A 16,009-nucleotide genomic window follows, 5' to 3' on the forward strand; every position below is an offset into this window, starting at 1 on the left:
ATCAAGTGACCTAGTCAGCAAATCGCTTAGTTTGGAACAATCTCGTTACCGTGAACACCGAATTGCTTGGCAGCGTATGCAACGCGCTCTGCTGGTTTCGGGTATTCAGCCGGTGTACCAAGGTTCTCAATATGGTGCAATCGAGGCAATAAACCTGCGCCGTTCGCGATTTGGATAGCCAAACCTGGACGTGCGTTAAGCTCAAGTACCATTGGGCCTTCTTCTTGGTCTAGAACCATGTCAGTACCCATGTAACCAAGACCTGTCATTTCCCAAGCGCTTGAAGCTAGTGTTAGCAGTTTTTCCCAGTGTGGTACCTGAAGTAGCGCCAACTCTTTACCCGTATCTGGGTGGTGAGTTACTGGGTGGTCAAATTGAACCGCACGAACGGCTTTACCCGTCGCAATACAAATACCTACACCTACAGCGCCTTGGTGTAAGTTAGCCTTACCGTCGGAAGCCGAAGTAGATAAACGCATCATCGCCATCACAGGGTAGCCCTTGAATACGATGATTCGTACATCTGGCACACCTTCGTAACTGAAGCCATCAAAACACTCATCAAACTTGATGAGGTTTTCAACTACCGCAACATCGTTCTTACCACCAAGTGAGAAAAGACCGGCAAGAGCGTTACTTATGTGACGCTCTACGTCTTCTTCATTGATAGTAGCACCCGATGGCTTAGTGTAAACGCCGTCCTTGTGAGAAGTCACAACAAGGATTCCTTTACCGCCGCTGCCTTGAGCTGGCTTGATTACGAAACCCGGCCACTCTTTTACCATCTTGTGGATTGTTTTTACTTCAGCTTGATGACCAATAACGCCAATCAGTTTTGGCACAGTAGCGCCAGCCTGTTCAGCAATGATTTTAGTCTTAAGCTTGTCATCAACGAGTGGATACTTGGAACGATCATTGTAGCGACCAATATAACTATGGTTACGCTTGTTCATTCCCATTATGCCTTTGTCTTTCAACCTAAACGGTGAAGTAAACTGATCAAACATAACTTAGTCCTCCGCTAGCGGTTTAAAGCGACGAAGCTCGGTTAGACGGTATCCTGTGTAGTTACCTAGTAGCAAGATGGTCGCTAGAATAACAAGTTGTAAACCAATAAAGTTAAACGTTAAGTGCTGAATGAACGGGTTAGTCATGCCTAAGTAAACAAGAACCGCAGTAAATAGAGAACCACCACCTTGCAGCATTACTTCTTTCGCGCCTTCTTCTTCCCATAGGATAGACATACGTTCGATAGTCCAAGATAGGATAATCATTGGGAAGAACGTAATGGATAGACCTTCAGTCAGACCCACTTTAAACGCGACCACAGTGAATACAGAAATAATCATGATTACCGTGATGATTACGGCGGATATCCTGGCGACCAGTAGCAAGTTGAGTTTGGACAAGTAACTTCGAATAATCAGACCCGTACCTACGATAAGTAGGAAGCCGACAATACCCGTTACCAATTGTGTTTGCACAAAGGCTACCGCAATCAGTACTGGCATGAAGGTACCAGATGTTTTCAGGCCGATGATGACACGGAGGAACACAACAATCAGAGCACCGATAGGAATCAGCATGATGGTTTTAAACATCGCTTGTTCTTCTAGCGGTAGGCTGTGAATCGATAGGTTCAATAGCTGGTCTGCAGATACCTTACTGTTGGTTGCTTCCGTTGGTGAAACCTCTTGAGCAATCATAGAGAAGTGAACTTTACTGTTCTGACCGCCAACAACATCCAGTAGAGAAACGTTTGATTCGTCCCAGATGAGTAGGTTTGGTTGAACTTGTTGTTCGCTTGATTCCGGAGAGAACAGAATCCACTGGTCGTTATCCCAGATCTGAATCATGTTTTGAATCGACTGACGACGACGGCCGTCTTCTAGCTCGATAACACCAACGACTTTGTTGTGTATTTTCGCTGCTGAAAGTAGCTTGTGTGTCGCTTCCACTTTAGTCATGTTATTCAGAATAAGCGCTGAGTTTTGGCTGTCTGGATCGTTAAGTGTTTTGATGAGCTCACGGGTAAAAGTGAGGTTGTCTGCAGAACGCTTTGTCGCTCTATCAATCAATGCAAAAGAAGCGGCTTCTTCAGGGCCGTCGAAGCTTGGCTGTGCGACTTCGCCTTCTGGCGGTATAGCATCAACTTTTGCTTGGTTGTCGACTAGGAATTGTGTTTTGTAGTAGATAGTTTGAGGGCCATCTGCGTATCGAATAGACCACTCTGCGCGGCGACCTGATTCGGTATTCAAGTAAGAGATACCATAACCTGGCGATGAAGCCGATTCGCCGATAAGTGTGTAGTTAGACTGAGTATGAGGAGCCGCTAAGGAAACTTTTGCTTCTTTGCCTACTGCGTTGAACTCGATGCGAGCTTCAACGTCCCAAACCTGTCTGGTTTCCCCTGGAGTCCAAGGTACACCGTAGGTCGTATGTCTGAACATACTCAGTGTTATACCTGCCACGATAAGCAGGAATATAGAGATATAAAATGGAATTCTTGACGTCATAGCTTACCCTACTATTGTTATTTAACTTCCGTTTGTACGTACTTTTTACTTACATCTACTAGCGCTATGTCTTTGATAAATTCGCGCCCTAATAGTACAGGGTGACTCATTTGAGAGCGATCCGCCAATGTAAATTGCGCTTTTTCATGGATTTTTCCAACTTTCACCCATAATTCGATCACAGCTCGACGTTCTGCCTGATCATTGGTTGATTGACGGATTTTTACATAACGTACAACAGGCGCTTCAATCCATTTCTGGTCTTCTTCCGCTTGGGCTTTATCGTCTAGGTGGAATTTAACCCAGTTCTTGCCGTTACGTTCGAATTCTTTGATATCGACAGCGTTTAAAGAAGAGGTGGTTGCGCCTGTATCCACTCGTGCATCAAAGCTTTGCTTAATAGAGTCGATAGACACTTTTTCAATGCCGCCAAGGATAGTCGGTTGTGATGTAGGAGCGATAGGGGCCGCTGCAACTGCTACGGGTTCTTCTTCCTCTAGCTGTTCAATAACCTTGTGTTCCATGCTCGTTAGATGGACATCTAATTGGCTAGAAAGGGTAGTAATTTCGTCTTCTAAGCTTTCAATATAATCACTTTGATTGCTTAGTTGCAGTTCAAGATTTTGAACCTTATTTGCGATGTTTGTCTCTGAGCGGGCAATAGCATCGAGAGTTTCTTGGTGGTAGGTGGCACCGTTAGTCAGGGTACAACCAGAGAGCAAACCAACCGCCACAATCGGCGATAATCGCTTAAACATAAAAAAACCTTTGAGAATTAGAGAATAGTTCAGACTATTTAGAAGTTTAGCCCACAAAAAAGGATGCGTGAAGCATCCTATTGTAAGAGTCTGGTCATATTGAATCGCAATGTGAGCGCTACGCCAATTATTGCTATTTGAAATAGCTCACTTATTAAACATAAGTCAATTTTTGTTCAATTTGTGAGCTCAGGAAGAAAAGTTCATCGCGAAATCAACGGTGACTTTTTGACCATGGCAAGCCATTGTTTTGCTGTCTTATATAGGCTTGTGTTTTATTTACTCAATATGCCACTGCTTTGTGGGCAGAGATTCTATGGCTTTGTTGCTACCAAAATCGCACGTCTTGGCGCTGGGTGGCCTTCAACCGTTTTACCTGGATCGTTCGGATCTAGATAATCTGGAAGAGAGTTGTGCGTCATCCATTCTGTGGTGCGTTGTTCACCAATTGTCGTGACATTTTCATCAACGATACGTACGTCTTCAAAGCCAACTTGTTCCAGCCAGCGTTTTAGTGCGCGAGCTGAAGGGAAGAAGTACACGTTTCTCATCTGTGCGTAACGGTCAACAGGGACCAGTACCGCATTTTCATCGCCTTCAATTACTAAGGTTTCAAGAACCAGTTCACCGCCAGACACCAATTGGTCTTTTAGCTGAATCAAGTGGTCAAGTGGCGAACGACGGTGGTAAAGCACACCCATGCTGAATACTGTGTCGTAGGCTTCTAGCTTTGGCAGCTGCTCGATACCTAGAGGTAATAGGTGAGCACGTTGGTCATCGCCCATTAACTTACGAATTGCTTCAAACTGAACCAAGAATAGATGAGAAGGGTCGATACCAACCGTTAAGCGAGCACCTTCACCGAGCATGCGCCACATGTGGTAACCATTACCACAACCTACATCGAGAACCGAACGGTTTTTCAATGGGGAGATATGTGGAAGCACACGATCCCATTTCCAGTCACTACGCCACTCAGTATCGATATGAATATCGTGAACCGTGTAAGGGCCTTTTCTCCATGGGTGGAACGTCTTTAATAGGCTTTCTAGCTTTTTAAGCTCACCTGTGTGAAATGGTGTTGAGCTGCCAATCGTCACTGAGTTCTTCAGGTCAACTTGGTCTGGTACACCTTGTGGAATCTTGTTTAGTGCACGTAACCAACGGTCGAAGTCACCGTGCTCTGCATTTTGCCAATCTGTCAGTTGCTGTGGCAGAACATTGAGCCACGGCTGAAGGCGAGTGTCTTGGGCAATAAGTTGATAAAAATTGGCAAAATTAAACATAGTTTTTCACTGAGTTAATAGGGGCAATAAACCCTAAAATAAAAATTAAATTTGTCATTTCCTACAGTGAGGATGACGTTCTAATACGAGCTGACCAGGTTTGTAGGCTACTTAATCGCGAACATTGAACCAAAGTTGAAACATTGGAACCAAACTTCGCTGCTTGAGAAGCCAATCTTATCAAATCGTTCTCTGTGAACAGGGATCGAGTCTGGGCGCATTACGTTTTCAATTGCGCTGCGTTTCTGGCTGACTTCCAGTTCGCTGTATCCGTTAGCACGCTTGAAATCGTGGTGCAGGTCGATAAGCAGTTCGTTTGAGCTTTCGTCTTCGAATACGTATTTTTCTGACAGGATTAAGATCCCGCCAGGGCGCAGGCCTGCATGAATTTTTTCAAGTAGAGCGTATCGATCGTCTGGCGACAGGAATTGCAGCGTGAAGTTAAGTACCACAACCGAAGCGTCTTTGATCTCCACTTCACGAATATCGGCTTCAATCACCTCTACTGGTGTGTCACTACGGTAAGCATTAACGTGCAATTTACAGCGCTCAACCATGGCTTCTGAGTTATCGATAGCGAAAATCGTGCAGCCTTCTTGCTGAATGTGACGACGCATAGAAAGTGTCGCCGCACCAAGCGAGCAGCCAAGGTCGTAAATATTTGAATGTGGCTTTACAAAGCGCTCAGCCAGCATGCCGATTGCAGAGATGATATTGCTATAGCCAGGCACCGAGCGTTGAATCATATCCGGAAATACTTCAGCAACCCTTGCATCAAAGGTGAAGTCTCCAATTTTATCAATAGGAGCGGAAAAGATATTGTCTGTGTTGCTCATGGCATTTTCTCTCGACAGTCAGCGTAATTGGCACAAAATTCATACCAAATAAAAGGGGACGTATTTTACGTAAAAAAAGCGCCACTGTCACGAAAACTGAGATTTAGCTCAAGGTTCGAAGTTGCTGATAGGTGATGGGTTAAAACATCGAGATTTGATTATTGCCTTTCTGAGCCGGAAACTGAGCCAGATCAGGTAATAATAATGATGTACTTTCAGACACTTGCTTTTGTAGTTGTTTATAAATTGCGATTGCAAGTTCGGGTGCGTGATTATTGTCTGGTGTGTGGATCATTAAATAGGGCTGCTTGCCTTCATTAAGCCAGTTTGGGATTTTGGCAAACCAAGGCTTAAAAAACTCAATATTAGGTTCTTGGTCTGGGTGACCAATAAATCGAATCATTGGGTTATTGGCGGTCGCAATGGCATGAACAGGAACTCGGGGTTTTTTCTGGTGTGCATCGATCACCGCTTCTGTGGTTGGTGGCGCAGAAAAAACGGGGCGGCTGTCCATAATGATGCGATTGATGCCTTCCTCTACCAGCCATTGATTGAAGCGCTTTTCCGCATCGCCTTTATCAAAGAACCCCAAGTGGCGAACTTCGACGCCAAGCTGCATATCTTTTGGGAACAAGGTACAAAACTTTTGTAGGGCAGGCAGCATGCTGGGTTCAAAACTGTGTGGTAGCTGAATCGTCCATTGACCAATGCGATCATGCAGTGGCGACATAGTCATTAAGAACTCTTTGAGTTCTGCTTGGCAGTGCCTGAGTTGTTGCTGGTGGGTGATGAATTTAGGTAGCTTGAAAGTGAACTTGAAATCATCATGACTGGCGGCTTTCCAGTTATGAACTGTCGACATACTTGGCGTCGCGTAAAAGGTCGTGTTGCCCTCAACGGTATGAAAAACTTGCGCGTACTTCTCTAAGCGTTCAGCAGGCTTTGTTCCTTTTCCGTAGAACTGACTTTGCCACTCAGAATGAGACCACATGGTTAATCCAAGTCTTAGAGGTAAAGTGTCCATCGTTTTTGCACCATTGGTCATCACATTACTGCTTTTAATCGAAATGAAAATCTACTGTACGAGAGTTTTGCTGATTAAGGTACTTTCGAGATATAATTATCGCAATTTTTTCGGTTTTGATGAATCTTTGCGCACTTGATGGGCTAAAAAGCAGCAAAGCCAGATAAAACACAATAAATTCGAATGCGGAAGGTCGATTTTAAGCGAGTTTCCGCGTATAAATGTTCCTTTGCTCTGTTGTGTGGAATGACCACTGACAGCCTGGAAATTAGTAAATTATTAAGAGATTGGGAAATTCATTATGCGTACCCATTACTGTGGTAACCTGAACAAGTCCCTGGCGGGACAAACTGTAGAATTGTGCGGCTGGGTAAACCGTCGCCGTGATTTAGGCGGTCTTATCTTTATTGATATGCGTGATCGTGAAGGCATCGTTCAGGTTGTTGTCGATCCAGATATGAAAGATATCTTCCCGATCGCTAACCAACTGCGTAATGAATTCTGTATCAAATTTACTGGTGAAGTACGTGTTCGTCCTGATAGCCAAGTAAATAAAGACATGGCTACTGGTGAAGTAGAGCTTTACGCGACTGGTCTAGAGATCATCAACCGTTCAGAAGCGCTTCCACTAGACTTCAACCAAACGAACTCTGAAGAACAGCGTCTTAAGTACCGTTACATCGATCTTCGTCGTCCAGAAATGAGCGACCGTATCAAGCTTCGTGCACGTGCTTCTAGCTTCGTTCGTCGTTTCCTTGATGAGAACCTATTCCTAGACATCGAAACGCCAGTACTAACGAAAGCGACACCAGAAGGTGCTCGTGACTACCTAGTACCAAGCCGTGTTCACAAAGGCAGCTTCTACGCACTTCCTCAATCTCCTCAGTTGTTCAAGCAACTGCTGATGATGTCTGGTTTTGACCGTTACTACCAAATCGTTAAATGTTTCCGTGATGAAGATTTACGTGCTGACCGTCAGCCTGAATTTACTCAGATCGATATCGAAACATCTTTCATGACTTCTCAAGAAGTACGTAACGTGACTGAGAAGCTTGTTCACGATATGTGGAAAGAACTTCTAGATGTTGAACTAGGCCAATTCCCAGTAATGCCTTTCTCTGAAGCGATTCGCCGTTTCGGTTCTGATAAGCCAGATCTACGTAACCCACTAGAGCTAGTTGACGTTGCTGATTTAGTTAAAGACGTTGAGTTCAAAGTATTCTCTGGCCCGGCTAACGACGAAAAAGGTCGTGTAGCGGTTATCCGTGTTCCAGGTGGTGCTAAGCTAACTCGTAAGCAAATCGACGGTTACGCTGAACACGTAAACATCTACGGCGCGAAAGGCCTAGCATGGATGAAGGTGAACGACCGTGCTGCAGGCATGGAAGGTATTCAATCTCCAGTTGCTAAATTCCTAAGCGAAGACGTAATCAACGGTATTCTAGATCGCACTCAAGCTGAATCTGGCGATATCATTCTGTTCGGCGCAGACAAAGCGGGCATCGTTGCTGAAGCAATGGGTGCACTTCGTCTTAAACTAGGTACTGATCTAGAGCTAACAGACACATCTGCTTGGGCTCCACTGTGGGTTGTTGACTTCCCAATGTTCGAAGAAGACGGCGAAGGTAACCTACACGCAATGCACCACCCATTCACATCGCCACTAGGTGTGAACGCGGAAGAGCTTAAAGCAAACCCAGCAGCAGCAAACTCTGATGCATACGACATGGTAATCAACGGCTACGAAGTAGGCGGCGGTTCTGTACGTATTCATAACGCAGAAATGCAAACAGCGGTATTCGGTATCCTAGGTATCGAAGAACAAGAGCAACAAGAGAAGTTCGGCTTCCTACTTGAAGCGCTTAAGTACGGCACGCCACCACACGCTGGTCTAGCATTCGGTCTTGACCGTCTAGCAATGCTACTTTGTGGTACTGAGAACATCCGTGACGTTATCGCATTCCCGAAAACGACAGCTGCAGCATGTCTACTAACAGACGCGCCAAGCCTAGCGAACCCAGCATCACTGGAAGAGCTAGCAATCGCAGTTAAATTGGCAGAGAAAAAAGAGCAAGCGTAAGCCTGTTATCTTTTCTTGTTGATGAAGAGATCCTAGTTGGTAGAGAGCTCTTAATTAATTAGCCAAGACTTGCCAGTAAATTAGAAAATGCCCGTTAATTTGACGGGCATTTTTTTTTGCGTTCGATATACTAAGCTCATAAAGCATGTATAAATAATCAGTATTTGAAGTTATGTCTATTATCTTAGGGATTGACCCTGGCTCACGCATTACCGGTTACGGTGTTATTCGTCAAAATGGCCGCCATCTATATTACTTAGGGAGTGGTTGTATTCGCACCTCAGAAATAGAGTTACCGGGTCGACTTAAGCAGATCTATGCAGGTGTGAGCGAAATCATCACTCAGTTTCAGCCGGATGTGTTTGCTATTGAGCAAGTCTTCATGGCGAAGAATGCGGATTCTGCACTTAAGCTTGGACAAGCTCGTGGCAGTGCGATCGTAGCGGCTGTAAATGCGGATTTGCCTGTTCACGAATACGCGGCTCGTTTAATTAAGCAAGCCGTGACAGGTAATGGTGGTGCAGATAAGTCTATGGTTCAGAACATGGTGATGAGTATGCTTAAGCTACCTGCTAAGCCACAGGCCGATGCAGCCGATGCTCTAGGCGTAGCGATCACTCACGCTAACACCAACAAAACATTGATAGCACTGGCTGGTAAGGCGACAGGCGCGAGAAAAGGGCGCTACCGTTAAACCTCGCTCTCTTGTTAGCTCCTAACATACAGCCTTTAGACCTATTCTATTGATGAGCCTTACACCCTGTTTGGCTCATATCAAAATACTACGCCGCTAAATTCTTGATGAAATGAGATCTTTCGAACAGAACCCAGATAATAACATTGCGTATCATTTAACATGTTATTAACATTGGTCGGAGGTCTAACAAGTTAATCAAGGATGATCACTGATGAACCCAATCAAGCTGTGGCGTGCGCTGTTTCTACCTAAAAGTAATGGGTGGAGTAACAACGAAGTCAGACAAGCCGATATCTTATTACTCTTCACTTTTATCGCCTTCTTTGTTGGTGTCTACAGCTTAATCAAATGGACCAAGCACGAAGAGCAACTTCTGATCGCTACATCTGTATTCCTTATCGCGTTTGAACTGATCTCCGCACTGCTGTTGCGTGTTACCAGTAAACCGAGCCTTGCACTCAATTTTGGCTTTGTTGGTATGGCAGTACATGCGCTGAATATCATCTACCAAAGCGGTGGTGTGGTGGCATCGACGCAGGCGTATTGGGTTCCTTTGTTAGTGGTCGCTTTTTTCTTGTCAGGAACACGTATTGTCGCCTTGGTATGGAGTGGGTTAGTGATTGGCGTTTCATTGATGATGACGTCAGCTCACCTTAATGGATTTGAATTTCCGCAGTTAGTACTTACTCCGGAAGCGGTGGTGGTTGAAACCTGGTCTGGTGTGATCATGCCGCTGGTGGTGATTTGTATTGCTCAAGCGTTTACTGCGAAGCAAAAAGAGGTTGCAATCGAAATGGCGGAAGAAGCGATTTCAGAAAGCCAACAGATTGCTAATCAAGCGACAAAGAGTGAAGGGCGACTCTCGGTGGTGCTTGACCAAGCTAATTCGAATTCGGAAAGCTTACAGGGCGTATCTGTGCATCTAGACCAACAGTCGCGAGATTTACATTCGCAAGTTGAGGTGCTGAATATCAATTGCGAATCTCAGGCCAGTGCGGCAGAACAGATGAGCCAACAATTGCACCAAATGACTCAAGGTATCGAAGAATCAAACTCATTTGTGGGTGAGTTGAAAGAGCGTAGTGAAGCGGTCGGAGAGAAAGCGCAAAAGAGCTCTGAGTCATTAGAAGCCTCAACCAGTGCTATCACTCAGATCATTCAAAGTAATCAAGAGATCATGAAAGTCGCTGACTTGATTACTTCAGTAGCGGAACAAACTAATTTGTTGGCATTAAACGCGGCAATAGAAGCGGCTCGCGCAGGTGAGCAGGGAAGAGGCTTTGCAGTAGTCGCCGACCAAGTAAGAGAGTTATCGGCGAAAAGCAGTCATTCCGCGATAGAAATTCGAACCTTGTTGGACCGTAGTAAAGACGAAGTGGAACATGGTCGAGCGATAATTGAAACCACGGCGAATGAGATGAACGGCATCATCTCAGAAGTTCAAACTATCTCGACTGACGTCAATCAGCTCACCAACATTATGGCGATGCAGATGAGTTCTTTGAAAGAGCTCGATCTCGCGAGTTCAGAAGTGGCACAGAGCGTTGCGGAAACCAAATCCGTGTCCGGCTTAGTCGCCAATTATGGTTCTGAACTCACAGGGCATGTTACCTCTGTCAAAGAGCTGGTCGAAAGCTTAAATAACGTGGTTTCACAAGCCAAACAAGCGTAAATAAATCACCCGAATAAACACAAAGAACTGGATAAGCATCCAGTTCTTTTATATTCTGTCCCTCAAATTATATTCCATCAAGAGAGTGAATTGTGATCGGACGTCTACGCGGTACATTAATAGAAAAACAGCCACCAGAATTACTAATCGAAGTGAGTGGCGTTGGCTATGAAGTTCAAATGCCAATGAGCTGTTTTTATGAATTACCAAATGTGGGCGAAGAGGCAATTATCTACACTCACTTTGTTGTTCGTGAAGATGCACAACTGCTTTACGGCTTCAATACAGTTAAAGAGCGTGCGCTGTTCCGTGAAGTTATCAAAGCAAATGGTGTTGGTCCTAAACTTGGTCTTGGTATTCTTTCAGGTATGACGGCGAGTCAGTTTGTTCAGAGTGTTGAACGTGAAGATATTTCTACGCTAGTGAAACTGCCGGGTGTCGGTAAGAAAACCGCAGAACGTCTGGTTGTTGAAATGAAAGACCGCCTGAAAGGGTGGGGCGCGGGTGACCTATTTACTCCAGCGACGGATGCAGCACCAATTGATTCTATGCCAACCGTTCACGACGCTGAAGAAGAAGCGGTAAGTGCGTTACTTGCATTAGGTTACAAGCCGACTCAAGCTTCTAAGGTGGTTTCTCAAGTGGCTAAAGATGGCATGACCAGCGAGCAGTTAATTCGCGAAGCACTGAAATCGATGGTTTAATACCTCATATACTTGTTCTACAAAACAGGCTCATTCACTTTGCCTTTACACAGAGTCAAGAAGCGCAGAGTCAACAAGCGCATAGTTAGGAATAGCAGAATTTATGATTGAAGCCGATCGCCTTATTGCACCGGACAACCCAGTATTCAAAGATGAAGATGTCATTGATCGTGCAATACGCCCTAAAGCACTTGCTGACTATCAAGGTCAGGATCATGTTCGTGGCCAAATGGAAATTTTCATCAAAGCGGCGCAATTGCGTAATGAGGCCCTCGATCATTTGTTGATATTTGGTCCTCCAGGCTTGGGGAAAACCACGTTGGCGAACATTGTTGCTAATGAAATGGATGTAAACATTCGCACCACTTCAGGCCCTGTACTGGAAAAAGCCGGCGACCTAGCGGCGCTGCTGACTAACCTTGAAGAAAATGATGTCCTATTCATTGATGAGATCCACCGCCTTAGCCCTGTGGTTGAAGAGGTGTTGTATCCAGCAATGGAAGATTACCAATTAGATATCATGATTGGTGAAGGCCCTGCGGCACGCTCTATCAAGATCGATCTTCCACCTTTTACGTTGATAGGCGCAACGACTCGTGCTGGCTCGCTTACGTCTCCGTTACGTGACCGTTTTGGTATCACTCAGCGTCTTGAGTATTACAAAGTTGAAGACTTGCAAAACATCGTGCAACGAAGCGCTGATTGCCTTGGTCTTTCTATGGAATCAGAAGGGGCGTTAGAAGTTGCTCGTCGTGCTCGTGGTACACCACGTATTGCCAATCGTTTACTGCGCCGTGTACGCGACTATGCGGAAGTGAAAGGAGATGGTCATATCTGCCCAGAGGTTGCCGATAAAGCGCTTAACATGTTGGATGTCGATGCTAAAGGTTTTGACTACATGGATAGAAAGCTTCTGCTTGCGATCATGGAAAAGTTTGGTGGTGGTCCAGTGGGTATCGACAATATGGCTGCAGCGATCGGTGAAGAAAGAGACACCATTGAAGACGTGTTAGAGCCTTACTTGATTCAGCAAGGTTACCTACAAAGAACGCCAAGAGGTCGAATCGCGACCGACAGAGCTTATTTACACTTCGGAATAGATAAGCCGTCTAATCGTTAAATTATTCATTTTTAAAGATCCCAGTTGCATAAGCGCTGGGATTTTTTGCATTTTACTGAATAACAACTCTTTGCGCTAATCGATAAAAAGGCTGAATAGCGGGTTTCAAAAATGAAAACTTTGATTTCAGGTTTGATTTAGCTAACAAAAATTGAAATAAGTTGTCATAACTTTTGTTAGTACTTTATGGGTAGTTGTAATTTGTATGTTGAAGTGGTGCTGAGCTTTTGTCACAGATATCATGCGCTGTTATTAACAGAGCTCAAATTGGTGTGATTTTAATCATGATTGTTCAAAAATACCTCTAATTTGCGTGAATAAAATTGATACAAATCAACGCAGGCTTCTCCTATAAATCTTTTGAAACATACTGATTTTACCAGTAATATTAGCGCCAGCTATATTAGCTCATGCTTAACAATAATCTAACTATAACGGTACGTTTTTGCTACAAATTTCAATTTGTAATAACAATTACATAAATTGTTTTAACATGGATTTTTGCGGTGAATAATCACACAAGTGTCATTCAGCCGACACAAAGGAGTTACCATGATTGATGTTGTTGATCTGTCGCGATTGCAATTTGCATTTACAGCGATGTATCACTTCCTATTTGTTCCACTGACACTAGGTATGGCATTTCTACTTGCCATTATGGAGTCAGTTTATGTAATGACTGGAAAGCAAATTTACAAGGACATGACTAAGTTCTGGGGTAAATTGTTTGGTATTAACTTTGCTCTTGGTGTAGCGACAGGCTTAACCATGGAGTTCCAGTTCGGTACTAACTGGTCTTACTATTCTCACTATGTTGGCGACATCTTTGGTGCACCGCTGGCTATCGAAGCGCTTGTTGCATTCTTCCTAGAGTCTACTTTTGTTGGTCTTTTCTTCTTCGGTTGGGACAGATTGTCGAAGCGTCAACACTTAGCGGTAACTTGGTTAGTAGCACTTGGTTCTAACTTCTCTGCGCTTTGGATCTTGGTAGCTAACGGCTGGATGCAAAACCCAGTGGGTGCGGAATTTAACTTTGAAACGATGCGTATGGAAATGGTGAGCTTCGCTGAAGTTGTACTAAACCCAGTAGCACAGGTTAAATTCGTACACACAGTAGCGTCTGGTTACACAACGGGTGCAATGTTCATCCTTGGTATCAGCTCATACTACATTCTTAAAGGTCGTGACCTTGCCTTTGCTCGTCGTTCTTTTGCGATTGCAGCATCTTTCGGTATGGCGGCGATCCTGTCAGTAATCGTGCTAGGTGATGAATCTGGTTACGAGCTTGGTGAAGTTCAAAAAGTGAAACTCGCTGCTGTAGAAGCAGAGTGGCACACTGAAGAAGCACCAGCTGCATTCACTGTTTTTGGTATTCCAAACCAAGAAACAATGGATACTGACTACGCAATTAAGATTCCTTACGTAATGGGTATTATCGCAACACGTTCTCTTGATAAAGAAGTAACAGGCCTGCGTGACCTGCGTGATGACCACGTTGATCGTATCCGCACGGGTATGTACGCATACGAGCTGCTTGAAAAGCTACGTTCAGGCGATAAGTCTGAAGAAAACATGGTGGCATTCGACGAAGTGAAAGGTGACCTAGGTTACGGTCTACTTCTTAAGCGCTACACAGACGACGTTGTTGATGCAACAGAAGAGCAAATCCAAATGGCTGCGGATGATTCTATCCCAACAGTTTGGCCTCTATTCTGGTCATTCCGTCTGATGGTTGCTTGTGGCTTCATCATGTTGTTTGTATTCGGCGCAGCGTTTGTTCAAACGTGTCGTCAAAAGATCGAACAGAAACCATGGGTACTTAAAGCGGCGCTGTTCTCAATCCCACTTCCTTGGATTGCGATCGAAGCGGGTTGGTTCGTTGCTGAGTTTGGTCGTCAACCATGGGCGGTTGGTGAAATCCTACCGGTTAACGTTGCAGCATCAGCACTAACTATTGAACAGCTTTGGACTTCTCTATTCGCTATTCTGGCACTGTACACAGTGTTCTTGATTGCTGAAGTTTACCTAATGCTGAAATTCGCACGTAAAGGTCCAAGTAGCTTAAAGACAGGCCGTTACCACTTTGAACAAAACGATAACTCTGTTGAAGACAAAGTTAGCCGTTCAGTCGAAGTATAAGTGAGGGAATATTATGTTTGATTACGAAAGCTTACGACTTATTTGGTGGGTATTGATCGGTGTTCTACTGGTTGGTTTCGCCGTAACTGATGGCTTCGATATGGGTGTTGCTGCTCTTTCACCGGTTATCGGTAAGAGCGACACTGAACGCCGTATTATGCTAAACACGATTGCCCCTCACTGGGATGGTAACCAAGTTTGGCTTATCACTGCGGGTGGCGCATTGTTTGCTGCGTGGCCACTGGTTTACGCAACATCGTTTTCTGGCTTCTACTTCGCAATGTATGCGACGTTAGCAGCGCTTTGGTTACGACCACTTGCTCTTGATTACCGTTCTAAGATCGAAGATCCAAAATGGCGCAAAACTTGGGACTACGCACTTTGCTTTAGTGGTACAGTTCCACCAATCATCTTCGGTGTAGCATTTGGTAACCTATTACAAGGTGTTCCATTTGACCTGAACGAATTTATGATGTCTAAGTACCATGGCACGTTCTTCGCTCTGCTAAACCCGTTTGCATTGCTTTGTGGTGTATTAGCTCTGATGTTGTTCGTGATGCAAGGTGCAACATGGCTTCAAATGAAGACTACAGAAGAGCTGCACGCTCGTGCTCGTAACGTTGCTCAGATCACTGGCCTAATTGCTATTGCTCTGTTCGTTATTGGTGGTTTCTGGGTTCAATCTATCGAAGGCTATGTTATTACAAGCACTATCGATACGTTTGCTGATTCAAACCCTCTAAACAAAGAAGTATCACTTCAAGTGGGTGCTTGGATGACAAACTTCGAAACGTATCCAGCAATGTGGGCTGCACCGATCCTTGGGGTAGCGATGCCACTGCTTGCTGTGATTGCATCTCGCTTTGAGCGTGGTGGTTTCGCATTCTTGTTCTCAAGTCTATCGAACGCAGGTGTTATTTTAACGGCTGGTTTTGCAATGTTCCCATTCGTAATGCCATCAAGCCTGAACCCTAGCCATAGTTTGACTATGTGGGATTCAACAGCGAGTGAGCTTACGCTTGGCCTTATGACTGCTGTTGCGGCGGTAATGGTTCCGGTGATTCTTGGCTACACAACTTGGACATACTACAAAATGTTCGGTCGTCTAGATAAGAAACACATCGAAGATAACGACGTTTCAGCTTACTAAGCTAGAAGTTAAATAACTTAGGAGAAA

Annotated in this window: 13 protein-coding genes; 7 read left to right on the plus strand and 6 right to left on the minus strand. The window is 44.7% G+C overall.

What is annotated here, in order from left to right; translation table 11 throughout:
• Positions 1-26: 26 nt before the first annotated feature.
• From BCV39_RS21845 to BCV39_RS21870, 6 genes are all read right to left on the minus strand, one after another.
• Positions 27-1,007 carry an alpha-L-glutamate ligase-like protein gene (locus BCV39_RS21845; protein ID WP_102432930.1) on the minus strand — a complete coding sequence of 327 codons (981 nt, stop codon included), beginning with the start codon at positions 1,005-1,007 and terminating at the stop codon, positions 27-29.
• 3 nt (positions 1,008-1,010) lie between these two features.
• Positions 1,011-2,516 (minus strand): inactive transglutaminase family protein, encoded by a 1,506-nt coding sequence (locus tag BCV39_RS21850; RefSeq protein ID WP_048659662.1) that lies wholly within the window; start codon positions 2,514-2,516, stop codon positions 1,011-1,013.
• Positions 2,517-2,533: 17 nt separating this feature from the next.
• Complete coding sequence (locus BCV39_RS21855; RefSeq protein ID WP_102432929.1) at positions 2,534-3,274, minus strand: ATP-dependent zinc protease; 741 nt, start codon at positions 3,272-3,274, stop codon at positions 2,534-2,536.
• Positions 3,275-3,588: 314 nt separating this feature from the next.
• Positions 3,589-4,560: a tRNA 5-methoxyuridine(34)/uridine 5-oxyacetic acid(34) synthase CmoB gene (gene cmoB / locus BCV39_RS21860; protein WP_102432928.1), complete on the minus strand. Its 972-nt coding sequence runs from the start codon at positions 4,558-4,560 to the stop codon at positions 3,589-3,591.
• Between the two features lie 107 nt (positions 4,561-4,667).
• Positions 4,668-5,396: a carboxy-S-adenosyl-L-methionine synthase CmoA gene (cmoA, locus tag BCV39_RS21865; RefSeq protein WP_017062083.1), complete on the minus strand. Its 729-nt coding sequence runs from the start codon at positions 5,394-5,396 to the stop codon at positions 4,668-4,670.
• Positions 5,397-5,535: 139 nt separating this feature from the next.
• A complete protein-coding gene (locus BCV39_RS21870; RefSeq protein WP_102432940.1) occupies positions 5,536-6,420 on the minus strand; it encodes a DUF72 domain-containing protein in 885 nt (294 codons plus the stop codon).
• A gap of 301 nt (positions 6,421-6,721) precedes the next feature.
• Between BCV39_RS21870 and aspS the strand changes: the two genes are divergently transcribed.
• The 7 genes from aspS (at position 6,722) to cydB (ending at position 15,982) form a co-directional block, all read left to right on the plus strand.
• On the plus strand, positions 6,722-8,500 hold the full coding sequence (gene aspS, locus BCV39_RS21875) for an aspartate--tRNA ligase (protein ID WP_019821025.1): 1,779 nt from the start codon (positions 6,722-6,724) through the stop codon (positions 8,498-8,500).
• A 172-nt stretch (positions 8,501-8,672) separates the two neighbouring features.
• Positions 8,673-9,194, plus strand: coding sequence for a crossover junction endodeoxyribonuclease RuvC (ruvC, locus tag BCV39_RS21880; RefSeq protein WP_102432927.1), 522 nt, complete (start codon positions 8,673-8,675; stop codon positions 9,192-9,194).
• A 214-nt stretch (positions 9,195-9,408) separates the two neighbouring features.
• Positions 9,409-10,869, plus strand: coding sequence for a methyl-accepting chemotaxis protein (locus BCV39_RS21885; protein WP_102432926.1), 1,461 nt, complete (start codon positions 9,409-9,411; stop codon positions 10,867-10,869).
• Positions 10,870-10,961: 92 nt separating this feature from the next.
• Positions 10,962-11,573: a Holliday junction branch migration protein RuvA gene (gene ruvA, locus BCV39_RS21890; RefSeq protein WP_017062079.1), complete on the plus strand. Its 612-nt coding sequence runs from the start codon at positions 10,962-10,964 to the stop codon at positions 11,571-11,573.
• 103 nt (positions 11,574-11,676) lie between these two features.
• A complete protein-coding gene (ruvB, locus tag BCV39_RS21895) occupies positions 11,677-12,693 on the plus strand; it encodes a Holliday junction branch migration DNA helicase RuvB (RefSeq protein WP_017062078.1) in 1,017 nt (338 codons plus the stop codon).
• A 552-nt stretch (positions 12,694-13,245) separates the two neighbouring features.
• Complete coding sequence (cydA, locus tag BCV39_RS21900; protein ID WP_102432925.1) at positions 13,246-14,832, plus strand: cytochrome ubiquinol oxidase subunit I; 1,587 nt, start codon at positions 13,246-13,248, stop codon at positions 14,830-14,832.
• 13 nt (positions 14,833-14,845) lie between these two features.
• Positions 14,846-15,982 carry a cytochrome d ubiquinol oxidase subunit II gene (gene cydB, locus BCV39_RS21905; protein ID WP_048659654.1) on the plus strand — a complete coding sequence of 379 codons (1,137 nt, stop codon included), beginning with the start codon at positions 14,846-14,848 and terminating at the stop codon, positions 15,980-15,982.
• Positions 15,983-16,009 lie beyond the last annotated feature (27 nt).

It is taken from the genome of Vibrio sp. 10N.286.55.E10 (assembly GCF_002872555.1).
In the GTDB taxonomy this organism is placed as follows: Bacteria; Pseudomonadota; Gammaproteobacteria; order Enterobacterales; family Vibrionaceae; genus Vibrio; species Vibrio crassostreae.

Coding starts and splice junctions, on each gene's coding strand:
- BCV39_RS21850 (WP_048659662.1), bottom strand. CDS start 2,516: ATGACGTCAAGAATTCCATTTTATATCTCTATATTCCTGCTTATCGTG.
- cydA (WP_102432925.1), top strand. CDS start 13,246: ATGATTGATGTTGTTGATCTGTCGCGATTGCAATTTGCATTTACAGCG.
- cydB (WP_048659654.1), top strand. CDS start 14,846: ATGTTTGATTACGAAAGCTTACGACTTATTTGGTGGGTATTGATCGGT.
- cmoB (WP_102432928.1), bottom strand. CDS start 4,560: ATGTTTAATTTTGCCAATTTTTATCAACTTATTGCCCAAGACACTCGC.
- cmoA (WP_017062083.1), bottom strand. CDS start 5,396: ATGAGCAACACAGACAATATCTTTTCCGCTCCTATTGATAAAATTGGA.
- BCV39_RS21885 (WP_102432926.1), top strand. CDS start 9,409: ATGAACCCAATCAAGCTGTGGCGTGCGCTGTTTCTACCTAAAAGTAAT.
- BCV39_RS21870 (WP_102432940.1), bottom strand. CDS start 6,420: ATGGACACTTTACCTCTAAGACTTGGATTAACCATGTGGTCTCATTCT.
- ruvC (WP_102432927.1), top strand. CDS start 8,673: ATGTCTATTATCTTAGGGATTGACCCTGGCTCACGCATTACCGGTTAC.
- BCV39_RS21845 (WP_102432930.1), bottom strand. CDS start 1,007: ATGTTTGATCAGTTTACTTCACCGTTTAGGTTGAAAGACAAAGGCATA.
- ruvB (WP_017062078.1), top strand. CDS start 11,677: ATGATTGAAGCCGATCGCCTTATTGCACCGGACAACCCAGTATTCAAA.
- aspS (WP_019821025.1), top strand. CDS start 6,722: ATGCGTACCCATTACTGTGGTAACCTGAACAAGTCCCTGGCGGGACAA.
- BCV39_RS21855 (WP_102432929.1), bottom strand. CDS start 3,274: ATGTTTAAGCGATTATCGCCGATTGTGGCGGTTGGTTTGCTCTCTGGT.